Source organism: Streptomyces sp. bgisy027 (genome assembly GCF_057710365.1).
This window is the reverse complement of the sequence record NZ_JBYIVZ010000017.1, coordinates 18,857-36,742: the sequence shown is the minus strand read 5'-3', so window position 1 is coordinate 36,742 and position 17,886 is coordinate 18,857. Positions and strand designations below refer to the sequence as shown.

Sequence of the window (17,886 nt, the reverse complement as noted above, 5' to 3'; positions counted from 1 at the left end):
ACAGGTCTATGGACGGGCCGACGGCCGGGCGCACCCGCGCTTCAGCCGCAGGCGGTGGCAGTGAGTCGCCACCGTGTCCACAACCCGCACGAGATCGGGGGCGCCCCCACCGCCCCCGAGGGCCGACAACGTCGGCAGCGAGGCCTCGACCTCGCCCCCAGGCTCGGGGGGCCGCAGCCACACGGCGGCCCCCTGTACGGCACCGGAGCGGCCCGGAGGAAGCGGCCGCACGCCACCGGGCCCCGACAGCCCGGGACGACGTACGGCCCCTCTCGGTCCGGCATCGACGGGACGCCGTACGGTCGCCCCGCCCGTGCCCGGCTCGTCCGCGCGGTGCCGCACGGACACCGACGGCCGCACCTCCCCGGTGCGATGCCAGGCCGAATACCAGGCCGAGAACCAGGCGGAAGGCCATACGGCCGCAGGCGTCCCGATCGCCCGCGCGGGCAGCGGCGCCTCCGTGAGGTCGCCCTCACCGAGCGCCGTCAGGTCCAGCGGCAGCGCCCCCCACTCCAGCCAGGCCAGCAGGCCCGGCACCTCCTGCGCGCAGCCCGCCGCGACGAGCAGCCGCATGCGGTCGCCCTGGACGGCCACCGGGGAGTGCGGCCCGAGATGGCGCAGTGCCGCACGGCCCGCCTCGGCCGGGACGTCCAGGACGTCGAAGCGCAGGCCCACCCGCAGTGCCGGCGGGGATCCCGGGGCCGTGGGCACGACCGGCCAGTCCAGTTCGTTCTCGTACCACCGCCGGACCTGATCGCTCGGATCGAGCGGACGGCGGGGGAGAGGGATCGCGGCGATGTCCGTGGAGATCGAGGGGCTGGTGCCGACCATGCCGAGAGCAACCGCCGAATGGGCGTGCGGGTTACGCTGGGTGCGCTGACGAATGCGCAGTGTGGCGGAAAAGGGGGCGTGCGGGGGTGTGGGGTGGCGCAAGGTTGTTCGCCCGTAGCGGAGGGAACCGGGGGGCGCGGCATGGAGTGTCAGTCCCAGCGGGTAAGACATCCCTAGTGGGAGGGGGCGACACGCAGGACAGTGAGTCTCACGTTCGCCATCGGCGTACTGATGGTGAGGGTAACTGCCTGGCCTGCGGGAACATCGTCTCGCACCATCGGGTTGGAGCAGATGTCGGCGTTCGGGGTCAGGAGGCCATCGACGGTGTCGGCAGTTGGAATGAGCGGTCCCCGCTTGCGGGACTAAGCTGCGGAAGGACAGGGAGGGGAAGTTCCCCCCACTGCCTGACCGCTCTGAGGAGCGATTAACGATGTTCGAGAGGTTCACCGACCGCGCGCGGCGGGTTGTCGTCCTGGCTCAGGAAGAAGCCCGGATGCTCAACCACAACTACATCGGCACCGAGCACATCCTCCTGGGCCTGATCCACGAGGGTGAGGGTGTCGCCGCCAAGGCCCTTGAGAGCCTCGGGATTTCGCTCGAGGCGGTCCGCCAGCAGGTGGAGGAGATCATCGGCCAGGGCCAGCAGGCCCCGTCCGGGCACATCCCCTTCACCCCCCGTGCCAAGAAGGTCCTGGAGCTGTCGCTCCGCGAGGCCCTTCAGCTGGGTCACAACTACATCGGCACGGAGCACATCCTGCTCGGCCTGATCCGTGAGGGCGAGGGCGTCGCCGCCCAGGTCCTGGTCAAGCTGGGCGCTGATCTCAACCGGGTGCGGCAGCAGGTCATCCAGCTGCTCTCCGGCTACCAGGGCAAGGAGACCGCCACCGCCGGCGGGCCTGCCGAGGGCACGCCCTCGACGTCCCTGGTCCTCGACCAGTTCGGCCGGAACCTCACCCAGGCCGCTCGTGAGTCCAAGCTCGACCCGGTCATCGGGCGCGAGAAGGAGATCGAGCGGGTCATGCAGGTGCTGTCCCGCCGTACCAAGAACAACCCGGTCCTGATCGGTGAGCCCGGCGTCGGCAAGACCGCCGTCGTCGAGGGCCTCGCCCAGGCCATCGTCAAGGGCGAGGTGCCCGAGACCCTCAAGGACAAGCACCTCTACACCCTGGACCTCGGCGCGCTGGTCGCCGGCTCCCGCTACCGCGGTGACTTCGAGGAGCGCCTGAAGAAGGTGCTCAAGGAGATCCGCACCCGCGGCGACATCATCCTGTTCATCGACGAGCTGCACACGCTCGTCGGTGCGGGTGCCGCCGAGGGCGCCATCGACGCGGCTTCCATCCTGAAGCCGATGCTGGCCCGCGGTGAGCTGCAGACCATCGGTGCGACGACGCTGGACGAGTACCGCAAGCACCTGGAGAAGGACGCCGCGCTGGAGCGCCGCTTCCAGCCCATCCAGGTCGCCGAGCCGTCCCTGCCGCACACGATCGAGATCCTCAAGGGTCTGCGTGACCGGTACGAGGCCCACCACCGCGTCTCCATCACCGACGAGGCACTGGTCCAGGCCGCCACCCTGGCCGACCGGTACATCTCGGACCGCTTCCTGCCGGACAAGGCGATCGACCTGATCGACGAGGCCGGCTCCCGGATGCGTATCCGCCGGATGACCGCGCCGCCGGACCTCCGCGAGTTCGACGAGAAGATCGCCGGTGTCCGCCGGGACAAGGAGTCCGCGATCGACTCGCAGGACTTCGAGAAGGCAGCTTCGCTCCGCGACAAGGAGAAGCAGCTCCTGGCCGCCAAGGCCAAGCGCGAGAAGGAGTGGAAGGCCGGCGACATGGACGTCGTCGCCGAGGTCGACGGCGAGCTGATCGCCGAGGTCCTCGCGACCGCCACCGGCATCCCGGTCTTCAAGCTGACCGAGGAGGAGTCCTCGCGTCTGCTGCGCATGGAGGACGAGCTCCACAAGCGGGTCATCGGCCAGGTCGACGCCGTCAAGGCGCTGTCGAAGGCGATCCGCCGTACGCGTGCCGGTCTGAAGGACCCCAAGCGCCCCGGTGGCTCGTTCATCTTCGCCGGCCCGTCCGGTGTCGGTAAGACCGAGCTGTCCAAGGCGCTCGCCGAGTTCCTCTTCGGTGACGAGGACGCGCTGATCTCCCTCGACATGTCGGAGTTCAGCGAGAAGCACACGGTCTCGCGTCTCTTCGGTTCGCCCCCCGGTTACGTGGGCTACGAAGAGGGTGGCCAGCTGACCGAGAAGGTCCGCCGCAAGCCGTTCTCCGTCGTCCTCTTCGACGAGGTGGAGAAGGCCCACCCGGACATCTTCAACTCGCTGCTGCAGATCCTGGAGGACGGTCGTCTGACCGACTCCCAGGGCCGGGTCGTGGACTTCAAGAACACGGTCATCATCATGACGACCAACCTCGGCACCCGGGACATCTCCAAGGGCTTCAACCTGGGCTTCGCGGCCTCGGGTGACACGAAGACCAACTACGAGCGCATGAAGAACAAGGTCCAGGACGAGCTCAAGCAGCACTTCCGGCCCGAGTTCCTCAACCGAGTCGACGACGTGGTCGTCTTCCCGCAGCTGACCCAGGACGACATCCTCGCGATCGTCGACCTGATGATCGGCAAGGTGGACGAGCGCCTGAAGGACCGGGACATGGGCATCGAGCTCTCCCAGTCCGCCAAGGAGCTGCTGTCCAAGAAGGGTTACGACCCGGTGCTGGGCGCGCGTCCGCTGCGTCGCACGATCCAGCGCGAGATCGAGGACAGCCTCTCCGAGAAGATCCTCTTCGGCGAGCTGCGTCCCGGTCACATCGTGGTCGTCGACACGGAGGGCGAGGGCGAGACCAAGACCTTCACCTTCCGCGGCGAGGAGAAGTCGGCCCTGCCGGACGTCCCGCCGATCGAGCAGGCGGCCGGTGGCACCGGACCGAACCTGAGCAAGGAGGCCTAGCCGCCGCGCTGGACCTACCTGAACCAAAGGGGCTGCCCCGGGACCCAAGTCCCGGGGCAGCCCCTTTGTGTGTGCCTCGTCAGGAGAGCTGGCCGTTGTAGTCCGGCAGCTTGTACGTCTTCTCGGCGTGGCCGCCCGACAGGTCGGTGGCGCTGTTGCCGATGTTCGCGATGATCGTGTAGCCCTTCTTCTCGATGTCGGCGCGCTGGGCCGTCTTGTAGTCGGCGACGTTCTTGAACAGGTCGAAGAAGTTGCGCACGTACAGGCCGGAGACCTTGTAGCCGACGTACTTGAGGTTGTAGTCGGTCACCGCGTAGATGATGCCCGGGCGGGCGGTCACGAAGAACACCGAGACGCCGTGCTCCTGGGCGTACTTGGCGACCTCCAGGGCCGGCTTGTTGGCCGGCTGCGGGTAGCTGAAGCCGAAGTCCGTCTCCAGGGTGGTGTTGTCGATGTCGAAGACGATCGCCTGCTTCTCACCCGGCTCGGTGTCGGCGATCCGCTGCTTCAGATAGGGCAGCGCCTGGTTCATGACGGCCTGGCAGTCCTTCTGCCAGGTGTCGTAGTCCACGTCCTCGGCCGACGCGGTGGCGGTGGCGGTGGTCGAGGTGCTCGCGGCCGTGGCCGCTTCGGCGGGGACCGCGAAGGCCACGAGGGCGGCCGCGGAAACGGTGCCGACCGCTATACGGCGCGCCCAGGGCTGGCGAAGCGTCATGTGGGGGGTCCTCTCACGTCACGTGCGCTCTGTTGTTGTCGCGTGCATGTTCGTGGGTGGGGGTGGCGTGAGGGGAACGGTAAGGTTACTGAAGGGTAAGTCGCTAGAGGTGTGCGTCAGATGATGCCGAACGATCACTCGTCGACGAGTGATGTGGCAGACGGTGGCGGGCAGCGCGTCGACATTGCGGATGCGGACACTCAAGGTGTTCACGCGGCTGAGGCGAGGGCGCGCGGCGAGCGGGGCAAGGTCGGGTTCCTCGGCGAAGTGCACGTTCAGGGCGTAGCCGGTCGCCGCCCGCCTGTGCGTACCGCTTGTCGGCCGGCGCCTCGTGGCCGAGCCGTACGGCCTCCAGGTCGTCCAGGTCCGGATCGCCGAGCGAGTGCAGGGTCCGCAGCAGCGCCCATGCGACCGCCTCCGGCTCGCCCTCGTCGAGCGGTGCCTCGCGTGGCCCGCGTGCGGCCCTCTCCACCCGCTCGCGGACGAGTCCGCGTAACTCCTTGCCGCCGAGCCTGCGCTTCTCGCCCCGGAACGACACCAGCGACGACAGCCGTACGGGCTTGTCGACCAGGTCGGCCCCCGGTTCGGACGCGATTCTCGTGCCGATGACCGCCGGATCCACGCGGTCTCCCCTGAGCCCTCGTAGGCGGAACAGCAGCGTAGTGCCCGTCACATTCCGGGGTCTTCCGGTTGCGCAGGGCGGTGACATGCCGCACAGGCGATTTGTCCGTTACTAGCGGGAATAGTGGAAAGGGGCCTGGAGAACAAAACGGACTTTAGCTATGAAAGCTGACGCACGATTTTGGCGTTGGCGCTGGTTCGTCCGTATTGGGCGCTCTGTCAAGATGCGGGGATTTTTGCTGCGGAGTACTAGCCCTCGTCGTAGTTGAGGGGTTTTGGGGTTGGGGTCCGGCGGGGTTACCAAGGGATGGCCATCCGGCGACCTGATGTGTCGGGTGGTTTTCCCTGTCGTCGTACCCGTGAGGTTTCGAATGTCCCCGCGCTTCTCGTTCCGTTCGCCCCGTACGTCCGCGCTCCGCACCCGTGCTGCTGTGCTGGCCGCCGGACTGGGAGCATCGGTCGTGCTGGGTGCCGGAGGCGCGGTCGCTGCTGAGATGACCTCCGCCCCCGCCGCTGTGCAGGCCCAGACCGTCGCCGTCAAGCAGGCCGCCGCGAAGAAGGCCCCGGCCAAGAAGGCCGTCTCCTGGGTCAAGCCGGTCAAGAAGTACACGAAGTCCGCCAGCTTCGCGCAGGCCGGCGGCATGTGGCAGTCCACCCACAGCGGTCAGGACTTCGCCGTCCCGACCGGCACCCAGGTCGTCGCCGCGCACGGCGGCACCGTCGTCAAGGCCGGCGGCAACGGCGCCGGTGACGGTCCCGCGTACGGCAACGCCATCGTCATCAAGCACGGCAACGGGACCTTCTCCCAGTACGCCCACCTGTCGCGCATCGACGTGAAGATCGGCCAGGTCGTCAAGACCGGCCAGAAGATAGCCAAGTCCGGCAACACCGGTAACTCCAGCGGTCCGCACCTGCACTTCGAGATCCGCAAGTCCGCCAACTACGGCACCGCGATCGACCCCGTGGCCTTCCTGCGGGCCAAGGGTCTGTCGATCTGATCACCCTGCCGCTCAGGCGCCCTTGTGCGCCTGGGTGATCAGATCCGTGGCGACCTCGAGGATGGCCTTGCGCTTCTCCTCGGGGTCGCCTTCGAGGTCTTTCAGCACGAACATCCCGGCGTGCATCGTGAACAGGGCGCTGATGCAGCGCACCTGGTCCACCAGATCGGCGTCCGGGTCGATGACGATGTCCCGCATGCCGAGCATGCGGTCCTTGAACGTCTCGCCGATGCTCAGCTCGCGGACCGTCGCCTGGTTCTCCTGCATGAAGCGGAACAGGGGCGACGCGCCGGCCAGGGCCTCGCTGTAGCGACGCACGATCTCCTGCTTGGTCTCCAGGGTGTGCGGCTGCTGCCTGCCCCAGTCGATCAGTTCCTCGATCGGCTTCGTCAGATCCTCGAAGAGGCTGACGATGATTTCTTCCTTGGTCTTGAAGTGGTAGTACAGGGCCGCCTTCGTGACCTCCAGGTGCTCGGCGATCTCGCGCAGTGAAGTCTTCTCGTAGCCCTGCTCGGCGAAGAGTTCGAGGGCCACGTCCTGGATGCGCTGGCGGGTGTCCCCGCGGCGCCGCTGCTTGGTGCCGTCCATGGTGCCACCCATCCTCGTACTCCTCGGCTTTCCAGAAAACTTACTTGACGCCCGGCTAGTTACGCCCCTACCTTCCTTCAGTGTAGGGAACTAGCCGGGCGGCAAGTAAGTGGCTGGGGGAGTGGGATTCATGGCGGACACAATGGCAGTGGACACAGGACCGGCGGATCGGGCGAAACAAGCCGATCCGGTCGGCAAGCAGCCGAAGAGCGTACGGGTCGTACTGCTGGCGCTGATGATCACGATGATGCTGGCGATGCTCGACAACATGATCGTGGGCACCGCGATGCCGACGATCGTGGGCGAGCTGGGCGGCCTGGAGCATCTGTCGTGGGTGGTGACGGCGTACACCCTGGCGACCGCGGCCTCCACCCCGTTGTGGGGCAAGCTCGGCGACATGTACGGCCGCAAGGGCGTCTTCATGTCGTCGATCGTCCTCTTCCTCATCGGATCCGCGCTCAGCGGCATGGCCCAGGACATGGGCCAGCTCATCGGGTTCCGGGCCGTCCAGGGACTCGGCGCCGGCGGTCTGATGGTCGGTGTCATGGCGATCATCGGCGACCTCATCCCGCCGCGGGAGCGCGGCAAGTACCAGGGCATGATGGCCGGCGTCATGGCGCTGGCGATGATCGGCGGACCGCTGGTCGGCGGCACCATCACCGACCACTGGGGCTGGCGCTGGGCCTTCTACATCAACCTGCCGCTCGGCGTCGTGGCGCTCGCCGCGATCAGTGCCGTGCTGCACCTGCCGAAGAAGCGGGCCAAGGCGCGGATCGACTACCTGGGCGCGGGGCTGCTGACCGTCGGCATCACCGCGATCGTGCTGGTCACCACCTGGGGCGGCACGGAGTACGCCTGGACGTCCGCACGGATCATGGAGCTCATCGGCATCGGCGTCGCCGCACTCGTCGGGTTCGTGTTCTGGCAGACCAGGGCGGCCGAGCCGGTGGTCCCGCTGCACATCTTCCGCAGCCGCAACTTCACGCTGATGTCCCTGATCGGCTTCATCACCGGGTTCGTGATGTTCGGCGCCACGCTGTTCCTGCCGCTGTACCAGCAGTCGGTGCAGGGCGCCTCCGCCACCAACTCCGGGCTCCTGCTGCTGCCGATGCTCGGGGCGATGCTGGTCACCTCGATGGTCGCCGGCCGGGTGACCACGAACACCGGGCGCTACAAGGTCTTCCCGGTCGTCGGCAGCGTCGCGATGGTCGGCGGGCTGTACCTGCTGTCGACCATGGACACGGGGACCTCGCGGTTCATGTCCGGGGTGTTCATGGCCGTGGTCGGACTCGGCATGGGCTGTCTGATGCAGATCACCATGCTGGTCGCGCAGAACAGCGTCGAGATGAAGGACATGGGCGTCGCGTCCTCCTCCACCACCCTCTTCCGTACGCTCGGCTCCTCGTTCGGCGTCGCGATCATGGGCGCGCTGTTCAACAACCGGGTGCAGGACGTCATGTCCGAGCGGGCCGGGTCGCTGGGCTCCGAGGTCACCGAGCAGTCGGCGCAGCTGGACGCGGCGAGCCTGGCGAAGCTTCCCGACGCGGTGCGCGAGGCGTACCAGCACGCGGTGTCGGCCGGCACGCACTCGGCGTTCCTGCTCGGAGCGGTGATCGCCGTGCTGTCCCTGGCCGCGGCCGTGTTCGTCAAGGAGGTCCCGCTCAAGGGGGGCGAGGGCCCGAAGCCGGAGGCCGTCGAGGGCGGCATCTAGGCCGGCCCCGGGCGGCGCGAGCCGTCCCGCCCGGCATGAGGAAGGCCCTCGGGTGAGCTGCCCGGGGGCCTTCCCCTCTGCCGTTCTCGCCGGTGGCCCTGCGCCTGCCGACGTTGTCAGTGGGGCGTGTCACGATCGACCGTATGGACAAGATGCGGCAGGCGGGCAGTGTCTGACCCACCGCCGGATCGAGCGGGCCGAGGAGTATCTGCGGGTCGCCAACCCGACCGTGACGGAGATCTGCCCTCAGACCTCGCCGGGCGACGCCCCGCCTCGGCGGGGTGGGGAGTGGCTTCCCGGGTGCTAGCCGCCCGGGTCCGAGGGTTGCCGTTACGGCAGCATCGGGTAGCTCCCCGTGGCCGTCGGCGCGTGCTCCGGTAGCCAGAGGACGGCCACCGCGCCCTCCGCCGGCACCGGGTCCGGGGTGCCCGGCGGGCGAATGTTGCGGAAGGTCAGCCGGGCTCCGAGAACCCGGGCCTGACCTGCGGCGATCGTCAGGCCAAGGCCATGGCCGTGGCCCGCGCGGTCGCTGCTGCCGGTGCGGAAGCGACTGGGCCCGTCGGCGATCAGATGCTCCGGGAATCCGGGGCCGTGGTCGCGGACCCGGATGACCCGGCCCTCGACCGTGACCTGGATCGGCGGCCTGCCGTGCCGGGCCGCGTTGGCCAGCAGATTGAACAGCACCCGCTCCAGGCGCCGCGGATCGGTGGTGACCTCCGACTCGTGCACGACCCGCACCTCGACGGCGGGATCCTTGGCCGCGACCCGCCGGCTGACGAACTCGCCCAGCAGGATGTCCTGCAGCTCGGCCCGCTCCGAGGCACTGTCCAGGCGGGCCACCTCCAGGACGTCCTCGACCAGGGTGCGCATGGCCTTCGCCCGGTCCAGGACCAGTTCCGTGGGCCGGCCGGGCGGCAGCAGCTCGGCCGCCGTCAGCAGCCCGGTCACCGGTGTGCGCAGCTCGTGCGCGATGTCCGCGGTGACCCGGCGCTCCGCCTCCAGCCGCTGCTGAAGCGCGTCCGCCATGGCGTCCACCGCGCTCGCGAGGTCGTCGGTCTCGTCCCGTACGACACCGCCGATGGCGTCCCGCACCCTGACGTCCGGCTCGCCGCTCGCGACCTGGTTCGCCGCGGCCGCCGCCTTGCGCAGCCGCCGCGACAACTGCCCGCCGATGAGCACGCCGAGCGCGCTGCCGCCGAGCACCACCGCGATCGAGCCGATGATCATGGCCTGGTCAAGACGGTTGAGGATGTGCTCGCTGCGGTCGGTGAAGCCGGTGCGCAGCGACAGGACGTGCCCGTTGTTGAGCGGTACGGCCGCCCAGATGTCGGGCGCGCCGCTCGGGGTGTCGGTGACGTAGGTCGCCCGCCGGCCCTCCTCGGCCTTCTCCCGCAGCGCCGCCGGCAGCTCCGGGTCGTCGATCGTGAGATTGGGGAAGTTCAGCCGCTTGGACTGCTCGTAGCTGCGTTGGGCGATCTGGATGCGCTCGTCCGCGAGGTCGCGTGCGCTGTCCAGCATCGAGACCCGGGCCTGGTTGTGCACGACGAGGCTCAGTACGACCGCCACCAGGGCGCCGACCAGGGCGATCGCCGCGCTCAGCTTCCACCGCAGCCCCGTACGTATGGCGATCCGTCCGCCGCCCGTGCCTCTCGCCCGCAGGCCTTTGCGACCGCCCGCCGGTGCCCCCGTGACACCGCTCGCCCGGACGTCGGCCCCCTGCCCCGCGAGCTCCGCCGGATCCGTGAGGCCGACACTCGCCGCGCCGGACGCGGCCGGCCGTCTGAACATCCCCCGCATGCCGCCCCGCTCAGGCCTTCAGTTTGTAGCCGAAGCCACGGACCGTCTCGATGCGGTCCTGGCCGATCTTCTGCCGCAGCCGCTGCACATGCACGTCGACCACCCGCGTGTCCCCGCCCCAGCCGTAGTCCCACACCCGCTCCAGCAGCTTGTCCCGCGACAGCACCGTGCCCGGCGCCGAGGAGAACTCCAGCAGCAGCCGCATCTCGGTCGGTGTGAGGGCGACGTGCTGCCCGTCCCGGCGCACCTCCATGCCCTCGGTGTCGACCTCCAGGTCGCCGAAGGTCAGCAGGCCGCCGGTGGCCGCGGGGTCGCTCCCGTCCACCCGGTCCGTGCGGCCGGCGTGTCCGAAGCGGCGCAGCACCGCCCGGATCCGCGCGACCAGCACGGCACCGTCGAACGGCTTGGTGACGTAGTCGTCGGCGCCCGCCTCCAGGCCCAGCACCACGTCGATCGAGTCGGCACGCGCCGACAGCATGATCACCGGCACGGTCGACTCGTCGCGGATACGGCGGCACAGGCTGACCCCGTCCAGGCCCGGGACCATCACGTCCAGCAGTGCGATGTCGGGCCGGTCCGTGCGGAACGCCTCCAGACCCGACAGCCCGTCGGGCATGGCGGTCACCGCGAAGCCGTCCCGCTCCAGGGCGAGCTGGGTGGCCTCGCGGATGACGTCGTCGTCCTCGACGAACAGGACGTGGGTCTGGTCTGCCATCCCGGTGCTCTCAGTCCTCGTGTGTTTCCGGTGGTGCGTCGGACGCGTCTCAGCCGTCCGGCGCCGGTGAGTCGTCGCCGCCGAGCGAGCCGTAGTCGGTGCGGGTGCTGAACTTGCGGTCGAAGCGGTCGGACTTCCACTGGTACGAGATCACGTCCTCGCTGGACGGGTTCGACAGTGCGTCGTCCTGGGCGTACACCTGCTTGGTCACCACAAGGTAGCCGCGGTCGATCTCGGCGTAGACCGGAGGCTCCTCCGACTTGAACACATTGCGGTACGCGCCGCTCTGCTCGCGGTACACGTACGAGGCGACGCCCACGCCGTCCCCGCAGGACAGCACGTTGACCACGATGTCGTCCTCGGGACCGCCGGTCAGGTCGCCGTACGACACGTCGATGGGGTAGTCGTCGGAGACGCACGGCTTCAGCTCGCGCTTGACCTCTGTCGAGACCACGGGGTCAGCCTTGACCAGCCGGACGGCCTCAGTGCGGTCCGGGACGGCCGACGCCGAGGTCACGGCCGACGGCGATACGGCCGCGCCGCCCGCCAGGTCGGCGTGCGCGGGCCCCTCGTCACGGGCTCCGGTGCCGCCGGTGGCGCAGGCGGAGGCGAAAAGGGCGAGGGCGACGACCACGGCCATCGCCGTGAACGCCGCCTGCAAGGTCCCCCGCACGGGCCCGGATCCGGGTCCGGACCGTGCGGATCCGGGTCCGGACCGTGCGGAGCCGGTGCCCTCGGAGTCTCCGTCCGTGGCCCTGTCACTCCTGCCCGTGTCCGTGTCACCCGTTCCTGTTCCCGTGTCACCCGTTCCCGTTCCCGTGTCACCCGTTTCCGTGTGCCCGGTGCCGCCCGTGGTCGTGCCTAGGCCGCGCAACGCTCCCGCTCCTCACGCTCCAGCGCGCGTGCGTCCAGATCGCGGCTCTCCAGCTCCTCGCGGAGCCGGGCGAGCGCCCGGTGCAGCGTGCTCTTGACCGTTCCGGCCGACATTCCGAGGGCCGCGGCCGTCTCCTCCGTGGACATCTGCTCCCAGTGTCGCAGCACGACGACGCTGCGTTGCTTGGGTGCGAGAACCTTCATGATGTCCATCAGCAGGGCGCGGTCCGCGTGCTGCTCGGTGGAGTCCTCGACGGAGGCGTCCGGGAGCTGCTCGGTCGGCACCTCCTCCAGCTTGCGCGCACGCCACCACTCGGTGCGCGTGTTGATCATGACGCGGCGCAGGTAGGCGTCGGCGAGCCGCTTGTCGGCGATGCCGTCCCAGCGGTGGTACGTCCGCACCAGCGCGGTCTGGAGCAGGTCCTGCGCGTCGACCGGGTCCGGGACCAGTCGGCGGGCGCTGCGCAGCAGCGCGTCCTGCCGGGTGCGGACGTACTCCTCGAACTCGAGCACCTCGCCCTGCGCCATGTTGACCGCCTCCCGATTCCCCGTTCCCGGCCGGCCTGTCGGCCGTCGGTCTCACTGCTTCTGCTTCGTGGTCGTCCCGGTCTGCCGGGTACGGAAATGAAGCTACGGAGGCGTTGTCACGGCGCTGTCCGAAGCAGCCTGCGGCCAGCGCTCGGCTGTCCGTCGGTTGTGTAACGGAATCAGGAAAGGGACAAAATGGTCGGCCGGCTGGTGTCGTTATGGGGTGTTTTGTTGATGTGCCGGCCGTGCAACAGCCGTGCGGACGCTGTGATTCGTGTGGCGCAGAGCCCGCAGGGCTGTGATGTGACTGAGTGTCAGCTCAGGGGCAGCCGGTACATCCCGCCCGGCAGCGGCTCCACCAGTCCGTCCGCGACGAGGCCGTCCAGCGCGCGGGCGCGCTGCACCGGTTCGTGCCACACCCGGTCGAGCGCCGCCTGGGAGACGGGGGTGTGGGCGTCGCGCAGCACGGCGAGCAGCTTGCCGCGGACCTGACGGTCGGTCCCGGCGTACGTCTGGCCGCGGCGCGGCGGGCCGTCGTGCTCCGGCTTGCCGGCGAGCCGCCAGGCGCACTGCGCGGCGATCGGACAGCGGTGGCACGACTCGTTCTTCGCGGTGCACACCAGCGCGCCGAGCTCCATGGAGGCGGCGGCCCAGCGGGACGCGGTGCGCTCGTCGTCGGGGAGCAGGGCACGGGCGAGCTTGCGTTCGGCGGCGGTGGTGGCGTTCGGCGGGTACTGCACGCCGGTGACGGCCCGGGCGAGGACCCGGCGGACGTTGGTGTCCAGGACGGGGTGCCGCTGGCCGTACGCGAATGACGCCACGGCGGCGGCCGTGTACTCGCCGATGCCGGGCAGCGCGAGGAGCTGGGCATGGTCGGTGGGTACGTCCCCGCCGTGCCGTTCCGCTATGGCGACGGCGGCGCCGTGCAGACGCAGCGCGCGGCGCGGGTAGCCGAGCCGGCCCCAGGCGCGGACGGCTTCGCCGGGCGCCTCCTTGGCCAGGTCGGCGGGACGGGGCCAGCGGGACAGCCACTGCTCGTAGACCGGCAGGACGCGGTTCACCGGCGTCTGCTGGAGCATGAACTCACTGACCATCACACCCCAGGGGCCGGCCTCGGGGCGCCGCCAGGGGAGATCGCGGGCGTTCTCGTCGAACCAGTCGATGACGGGGCTGTGCAGCGAGTCGTCTCCGACGGGGGAGCCGGAGAGGGTGTCGCCGGTGCTGTCGGGTGAGGGTTTCGTGGGCGCAGTCATGGCTTTCCGATCCTGCCATGCGGAGGGCGGCCGGGTGGGTAGGCGGCGGGTGCCGGTGCGTTGGGGGGTGCCGATGGGGGTGGTTGCGGATCGCGGGAGGCTGCGGGGCCGGGTGGGTTGCGGCCTTGGAGCCTGCGTCCGCGGGACCTCCGCTTCGGCCCTGAACGGGCGTCGTCGAACGGGGGTCGTCGAACGGGCGTCGTCCTCAAACGCCGGACGGGCTGAAGGGGGTGGGGCTGCGTGAGGGGGCTGCGGGCCGACAGGAACCGGCCCCGGCCGACAGGAACCGGCCCCGGCCGACAGGAACCGGCCCCGGCCGACAGGAACAGGCCCTCGTACCTGACGATCGGCAGCAGCGGGCCCCGGGCCTCCGCTTGTAGTCCTCCGGATGGAACGTTCTCGCGGATGGCGGACCGGTCTGCTGTGGGCCGTCCTCGTGTCGCCCTCACTCACGGCTGACCGAATCGGGCTGAACGAACCGTCTGCCCTGTGGCAGCACCTGGCCGGACCGGCCGTGATCGGCGTTGCGGTCGGCGTCGCGGTCGGCGTGGCGGTCGGCGTGGCGCGACGGCGGCCCCTGGCGGCCTTCGCGTCGGTGGCCCTTGGCGGCCTTCGCGTCGGTGGCCCCTGGCGGCCTACGCATCGGTGGCCGCGCTGAGCCTTGCCGCCACGCCCTCCCTCGGGCGCCCCTGACGGCCGCCGCAGATCCCGCCGCCGCGGCCGTGACCGGCACGGCGCGCGCCGCCCCGGCGCTGACGGCGTCGCAAGCTCCGCGTCCTCCGGCGGCACCGGTCTCCAAGCGCTCCGTGTCGCCGTCGTCGCCCTCGGCGGTGACTTCGACGCCGGGCCCCGCGAGGGCGGGTTCATGGTGCGGGCGTGCGTTCCGGAGCGGGCGGCGATGGGGTCACGGCCCGCGCCCGGCGGCCCCGTACGCCCCCTTCACCCACGCCCGTCGCCGAGTGGCGCCGGCCCTCGCGGGCTCCGTCGGTGCGGGGGTCGTGCTCGTGGGCGGGGCGTTCGCCTGGTACGCGTACACCCAGACGCACTCGGTGCTGACGCCCACCGCCTACGCCGAGCTGCGCCGGAGCGTCGGCGCGTCGGCCGACGATCTCGCCGGCGTCCTCCCGGAACGTGCCGTGCGCGACGCCCCCGTGGAGCGCGCGCCCGGCCCGCCCCCGAGGGACAGCGACTGCCGCCACTGGCGCGCGAGCGGCGAACTCCTCGTCTCCGTAGACCACTTCAGGCTCTGTTCTCGACGACTCCGGGCAGCTCGTCGCCAAGGACGTGATCCCGCGGGCCGGCCCTGACCCAACGCCCCTCCGCAGATGCGAAGTTCGCACGGGGATCCGCGTCCTGTACGAGGGGACGCGCGCCGGTCCCGGTCCCGTGGACCACCGGACGGACAGGGCCGACAAGGCCCGCATCGCCTCGGTCGGCCGGATGGCCGGGCCGGGCCGGGCCGGTGCGGAGCTGTACGGCGGCGATCGCGGCCAGTGCACCCACGGCGAGGACCGCGACGACGTCATGCGGAGAGCGAATGCCGACGAAGACGCGGGAGAACGCCATCAGGAGGACCGGCGGCGCCGTCAGCCGGATCAGTGCGCGCCCGGTCAGGGCAGTCGCTGATGGAGGCGCGGCCAGGGTCACCGCCCGGCACGGACGCTCGTCCGTGAAGCCGGACTTGAGCACCTCACTGATGACGTATGCGACAGCCATGGCCATAGGTGCAAGGGGCGCGATCGCGAACGCCCGGGTCGTGTCCCGCCTGGCCCGCCGCCACGCCAGGACGAACAGCGCGGCGAACGACAGCAGTCCGGCCTCCGTCCATGTCGCGGCCACGTGCTGTACCCACGTGGGGGTGGCACGGGGGAAGGTCGGTGATGCCTCGACAGAGGTCGGCGTCCCAGGAGTCCATGGTGACGGACCGTAGGGAGCGGGCCGATCCCGTCACATCTTGTGATCGACAGGTGTCACCCCTGACCGAAGACGGGGATGGCGCGGCCCTCGGTGAGCGGTTTCCGGGATGATGATCCGGAAAAGTTGCCGTCCGGGGCGGCGGGTGGCGCAGTTAACGCGCCGATCTCTCGTACAGTTTGCGCCGTGGGATCTCTGCGCAATCCGGTCGGGCCGCTTCCCTCCACCATCTACTGGCGACGGAGGGCCGTACTGCTGTCGGTGTGCGCCCTGTTGGCGCTGCTGATCACCTGGGTGCTCACCTCGGGCGGTGGAGGCGGAAAGAACGACGCGGGCGGACCCGACGGCAAGAATCCCGTCCCCTCGACGATCACGCCGGGCCCCTCGGGCTCCGGCCCTGCGATCAGTCAGGCGCCGGGCGGACGCGACGAGTCGACCGCCGGCGGGGACTCCGGCGGGTCGGGTTCCGGGGACGGTTCCGGTGACGGGAGTGGCTCCGGGGACGGTACGACCGACGGGGGCTCCGACGGGTCGGGCGGCTCCGGCAGCGGTTCCGCCGGTGGCGGCGCGGGTGGGAACGTCGGTGCGGGCGACACGGTGGCCGACGGCTCCTCGCTGCCCAACTGCGTCTCGGGTCAGATGAAGCTGAAGGTGAGCAGCCGCCACAACGCCTACGAGCCCGGCGAGACCCCCGCGCTGCTGCTGACCGCGACGAACTCCTCCACCTACGACTGCAAGGTCGATCTCGGCCCGAAGAACGCGGTGGTGACGGTCACTCAGGCAGGATCCGAGGAGGACTTCTGGTCCTCGGCCGACTGCCCCAAGGCCGCCGGCAGCCTGCGGTTCCGGGTGCCCGCCGGTTCGAGCATCACGTACACGGTGAAGTGGGACCGCAGGGCGAGCGCCCCGCAGTGCGCCACGCCCGCCGCCGGGCCGGCCGAGGCGGGCACGTATCTGGTGGAGGCGACGACGCCCGGCTTCGGCACGGCACAGACGTCGTTCGTGCTGGAGAACGACTAGCCGGTCGTATGACCTGGCGGGCCGTATGACCTGGCGGGCCGTACGGCTTGGCGGGCCGTACGACTGCCGGGCGGCGGGGGTGCCGGCGGTGAGGAGTGCGCCGGGCGGCGCGGGGTGCCGGCCGGCGGACGGCCCCGGTTCCGGCGGTGCAGCGTGCCGGTGTGGGCGTGCCGGTGTGGGGTGCGGCTCCCGGTCCGGCTAGACGTACCGTTCCAGGATCGAGCTCTCCGCCAGCCGCGACAGGCCCTCGCGCACGCTGCGTGCCCGGGCCTCGCCGACGCCGTCGACCGTCTGGAGGTCGTCCACGCTGGCGGCGAGCAGCTTCTGGAGGCCGCCGAAGTGCTCCACCAGGCGGTCGATGATCGCGCCGGGCAGCCGAGGCACCTTGGCCAGCAGGCGGAAGCCGCGCGGGGAGACCGCCGAGTCCAGCGCCTCCGGGGAGCCGGTGTAGCCCAACGCCCTTGCCACCGTGGGCAGTTCGAGCAGCTCGGCGTGGGTGAGCGCGTCCAGTTCGTACAGCGCCTCGTCGACCGTGCGGGAGCGCTTGGCCGTCGGCTCGGGGACGTAGTCGCGCACCACGAGCTCGCGCTCGGGCTCCACGCCCGCGATCAACTCGTCCAGCTGGAGGGCGAGAAGGCGGCCGTCGGTGCCCAGTTCCACCACGTACTCGGCGATCTCGGTCGCGATGCGCCGGACCATCTCCAGCCGCTGGGCCACCGCCGAGACATCGCGGACCGTCACCAGGTCCTCGATCTCCAGCGCTGACAACGTTCCCGCGACCTCGTCCAGGCGGAGCTTGTAGCGCTCCAGGGTCGCCAGGGCCTGGTTGGCGCGGGAGAGGATCGCCGCCGAGTCCTCCAGGACCCGGCGCTGACCGTCGACGTAGAGCGCGATCAGCCGCATCGACTGGGAGACCGAGACGACCGGGAAGCCGACCTGCTTGCTGACCCGGTCCGCCGTCCGGTGCCGGGTGCCGGTCTCCTCCGTGGGGATCGTCGCGTCCGGCACGAACTGCACGCCCGCGCGGAGGATCTTCGACAGGTCCGACGACAGGACGATGCCGCCGTCGAGCTTGCACAGCTCACGCAGCCGCGTCGCCGTGAACTCGACATCCAGGACGAATCCACCCGTACTCATCGACTCGACGGTCTTGTCGAAGCCGAGCACGATGAGTCCGCCGGTGTTGCCCCGCAGGACGCGTTCGAGCCCGTCGCGCAAGGCGGTGCCGGGAGCCACCGCGCTCAGTGAGGCGCGCATCAGGCCATCGGCACCGGAACTCCCGCCGGACTTTCCGGGAGCTGCTGCCCGGTCGTTGGCTGCCACTGCACTCCTCCGGTCGCAGGTTCTTCTGGCGCTCCCGTTTCGC

General features: G+C 70.3%; 15 protein-coding genes and 1 pseudogene. 5 read left to right on the top strand and 11 right to left on the bottom strand.

The window, feature by feature from the left end:
- Nucleotides 1-6: 6 nt before the first annotated feature.
- Nucleotides 7-831, bottom strand: coding sequence for an SCO3374 family protein (locus AC3ETA_RS19000; protein ID WP_432194096.1), 825 nt, complete (start codon nt 829-831; stop codon nt 7-9).
- A gap of 430 nt (nt 832-1,261) precedes the next feature.
- On the opposite strand from AC3ETA_RS19000, the gene AC3ETA_RS18995 reads away from it, so the two are divergent.
- On the top strand, nt 1,262-3,787 hold the full coding sequence (locus AC3ETA_RS18995; RefSeq protein WP_432194095.1) for an ATP-dependent Clp protease ATP-binding subunit: 2,526 nt from the start codon (nt 1,262-1,264) through the stop codon (nt 3,785-3,787).
- A gap of 79 nt (nt 3,788-3,866) precedes the next feature.
- Here the strand turns inward: AC3ETA_RS18995 and AC3ETA_RS18990 are convergent, their stop codons facing one another.
- Complete coding sequence (locus tag AC3ETA_RS18990; protein ID WP_432194094.1) at nt 3,867-4,502, bottom strand: HAD family acid phosphatase; 636 nt, start codon at nt 4,500-4,502, stop codon at nt 3,867-3,869.
- A 103-nt stretch (nt 4,503-4,605) separates the two neighbouring features.
- Nucleotides 4,606-5,124, bottom strand: coding sequence for an NACHT N-terminal Helical domain 1-containing protein (locus AC3ETA_RS18985; protein ID WP_432194093.1), 519 nt, complete (start codon nt 5,122-5,124; stop codon nt 4,606-4,608).
- Nucleotides 5,125-5,494: 370 nt separating this feature from the next.
- Here AC3ETA_RS18985 and AC3ETA_RS18980 point away from each other — a divergent pair, with 370 nt between their 5' ends.
- Entirely contained in the window at nt 5,495-6,121 is a 627-nt protein-coding gene (locus AC3ETA_RS18980; protein WP_432194219.1) for a M23 family metallopeptidase, read from the top strand.
- Between the two features lie 12 nt (nt 6,122-6,133).
- On the opposite strand, the gene AC3ETA_RS18975 is transcribed toward AC3ETA_RS18980, so the two are convergent.
- A complete protein-coding gene (locus AC3ETA_RS18975; protein WP_432194092.1) occupies nt 6,134-6,721 on the bottom strand; it encodes a TetR/AcrR family transcriptional regulator in 588 nt (195 codons plus the stop codon).
- A gap of 118 nt (nt 6,722-6,839) precedes the next feature.
- Between AC3ETA_RS18975 and AC3ETA_RS18970 the strand changes: the two genes are divergently transcribed.
- The gene (locus AC3ETA_RS18970; RefSeq protein ID WP_432194091.1) at nt 6,840-8,420 is read left to right on the top strand and encodes an MDR family MFS transporter; all 1,581 of its coding nucleotides are present in this window, start codon (nt 6,840-6,842) and stop codon (nt 8,418-8,420) included.
- Between the two features lie 163 nt (nt 8,421-8,583).
- Nucleotides 8,584-8,664, top strand: a pseudogene (locus AC3ETA_RS18965) (AraC family transcriptional regulator); the annotation flags it as partial.
- An 86-nt stretch (nt 8,665-8,750) separates the two neighbouring features.
- Here AC3ETA_RS18965 and cseC read toward each other — a convergent pair.
- The 6 genes from cseC to AC3ETA_RS18935 all read right to left on the bottom strand — a co-directional run bounded on the left by cseC (nt 8,751) and on the right by AC3ETA_RS18935 (nt 15,425).
- Nucleotides 8,751-10,217 (bottom strand): two-component system sensor histidine kinase CseC, encoded by a 1,467-nt coding sequence (gene cseC, locus AC3ETA_RS18960; RefSeq protein ID WP_432194090.1) that lies wholly within the window; start codon nt 10,215-10,217, stop codon nt 8,751-8,753.
- Nucleotides 10,218-10,227: 10 nt separating this feature from the next.
- Nucleotides 10,228-10,932, bottom strand: coding sequence for a two-component system response regulator CseB (gene cseB / locus AC3ETA_RS18955; protein WP_432194089.1), 705 nt, complete (start codon nt 10,930-10,932; stop codon nt 10,228-10,230).
- Between the two features lie 49 nt (nt 10,933-10,981).
- Nucleotides 10,982-11,572: a hypothetical protein gene (locus AC3ETA_RS18950; protein WP_432194218.1), complete on the bottom strand. Its 591-nt coding sequence runs from the start codon at nt 11,570-11,572 to the stop codon at nt 10,982-10,984.
- 221 nt (nt 11,573-11,793) lie between these two features.
- Entirely contained in the window at nt 11,794-12,333 is a 540-nt protein-coding gene (locus AC3ETA_RS18945; RefSeq protein ID WP_030961701.1) for a SigE family RNA polymerase sigma factor, read from the bottom strand.
- Between the two features lie 314 nt (nt 12,334-12,647).
- A complete protein-coding gene (locus AC3ETA_RS18940; RefSeq protein ID WP_432194088.1) occupies nt 12,648-13,586 on the bottom strand; it encodes an HhH-GPD family protein in 939 nt (312 codons plus the stop codon).
- A 1,239-nt stretch (nt 13,587-14,825) separates the two neighbouring features.
- Nucleotides 14,826-15,425, bottom strand: a complete 600-nt coding sequence (locus AC3ETA_RS18935) for a phosphatase PAP2 family protein (RefSeq protein WP_432194087.1) — start codon at nt 15,423-15,425, stop codon at nt 14,826-14,828.
- Nucleotides 15,426-15,686: 261 nt separating this feature from the next.
- On the opposite strand from AC3ETA_RS18935, the gene AC3ETA_RS18930 reads away from it, so the two are divergent.
- A complete protein-coding gene (locus tag AC3ETA_RS18930; protein WP_432194086.1) occupies nt 15,687-16,520 on the top strand; it encodes a hypothetical protein in 834 nt (277 codons plus the stop codon).
- Nucleotides 16,521-16,718: 198 nt separating this feature from the next.
- Here the strand turns inward: AC3ETA_RS18930 and disA are convergent, their stop codons facing one another.
- Nucleotides 16,719-17,843, bottom strand: coding sequence for a DNA integrity scanning diadenylate cyclase DisA (disA, locus tag AC3ETA_RS18925; RefSeq protein ID WP_030958303.1), 1,125 nt, complete (start codon nt 17,841-17,843; stop codon nt 16,719-16,721).
- Nucleotides 17,844-17,886: the final 43 nt, after the last annotated feature.

Coding starts and splice junctions, on each gene's coding strand:
- AC3ETA_RS19000 (WP_432194096.1), bottom strand. CDS start 831: ATGGTCGGCACCAGCCCCTCGATCTCCACGGACATCGCCGCGATCCCT.
- AC3ETA_RS18995 (WP_432194095.1), top strand. CDS start 1,262: ATGTTCGAGAGGTTCACCGACCGCGCGCGGCGGGTTGTCGTCCTGGCT.
- AC3ETA_RS18990 (WP_432194094.1), bottom strand. CDS start 4,502: ATGACGCTTCGCCAGCCCTGGGCGCGCCGTATAGCGGTCGGCACCGTT.
- AC3ETA_RS18980 (WP_432194219.1), top strand. CDS start 5,495: ATGTCCCCGCGCTTCTCGTTCCGTTCGCCCCGTACGTCCGCGCTCCGC.
- AC3ETA_RS18975 (WP_432194092.1), bottom strand. CDS start 6,721: ATGGGTGGCACCATGGACGGCACCAAGCAGCGGCGCCGCGGGGACACC.
- AC3ETA_RS18970 (WP_432194091.1), top strand. CDS start 6,840: ATGGCGGACACAATGGCAGTGGACACAGGACCGGCGGATCGGGCGAAA.
- cseC (WP_432194090.1), bottom strand. CDS start 10,217: ATGCGGGGGATGTTCAGACGGCCGGCCGCGTCCGGCGCGGCGAGTGTC.
- cseB (WP_432194089.1), bottom strand. CDS start 10,932: ATGGCAGACCAGACCCACGTCCTGTTCGTCGAGGACGACGACGTCATC.
- AC3ETA_RS18950 (WP_432194218.1), bottom strand. CDS start 11,572: ATGGCCGTGGTCGTCGCCCTCGCCCTTTTCGCCTCCGCCTGCGCCACC.
- AC3ETA_RS18945 (WP_030961701.1), bottom strand. CDS start 12,333: ATGGCGCAGGGCGAGGTGCTCGAGTTCGAGGAGTACGTCCGCACCCGG.
- AC3ETA_RS18940 (WP_432194088.1), bottom strand. CDS start 13,586: ATGACTGCGCCCACGAAACCCTCACCCGACAGCACCGGCGACACCCTC.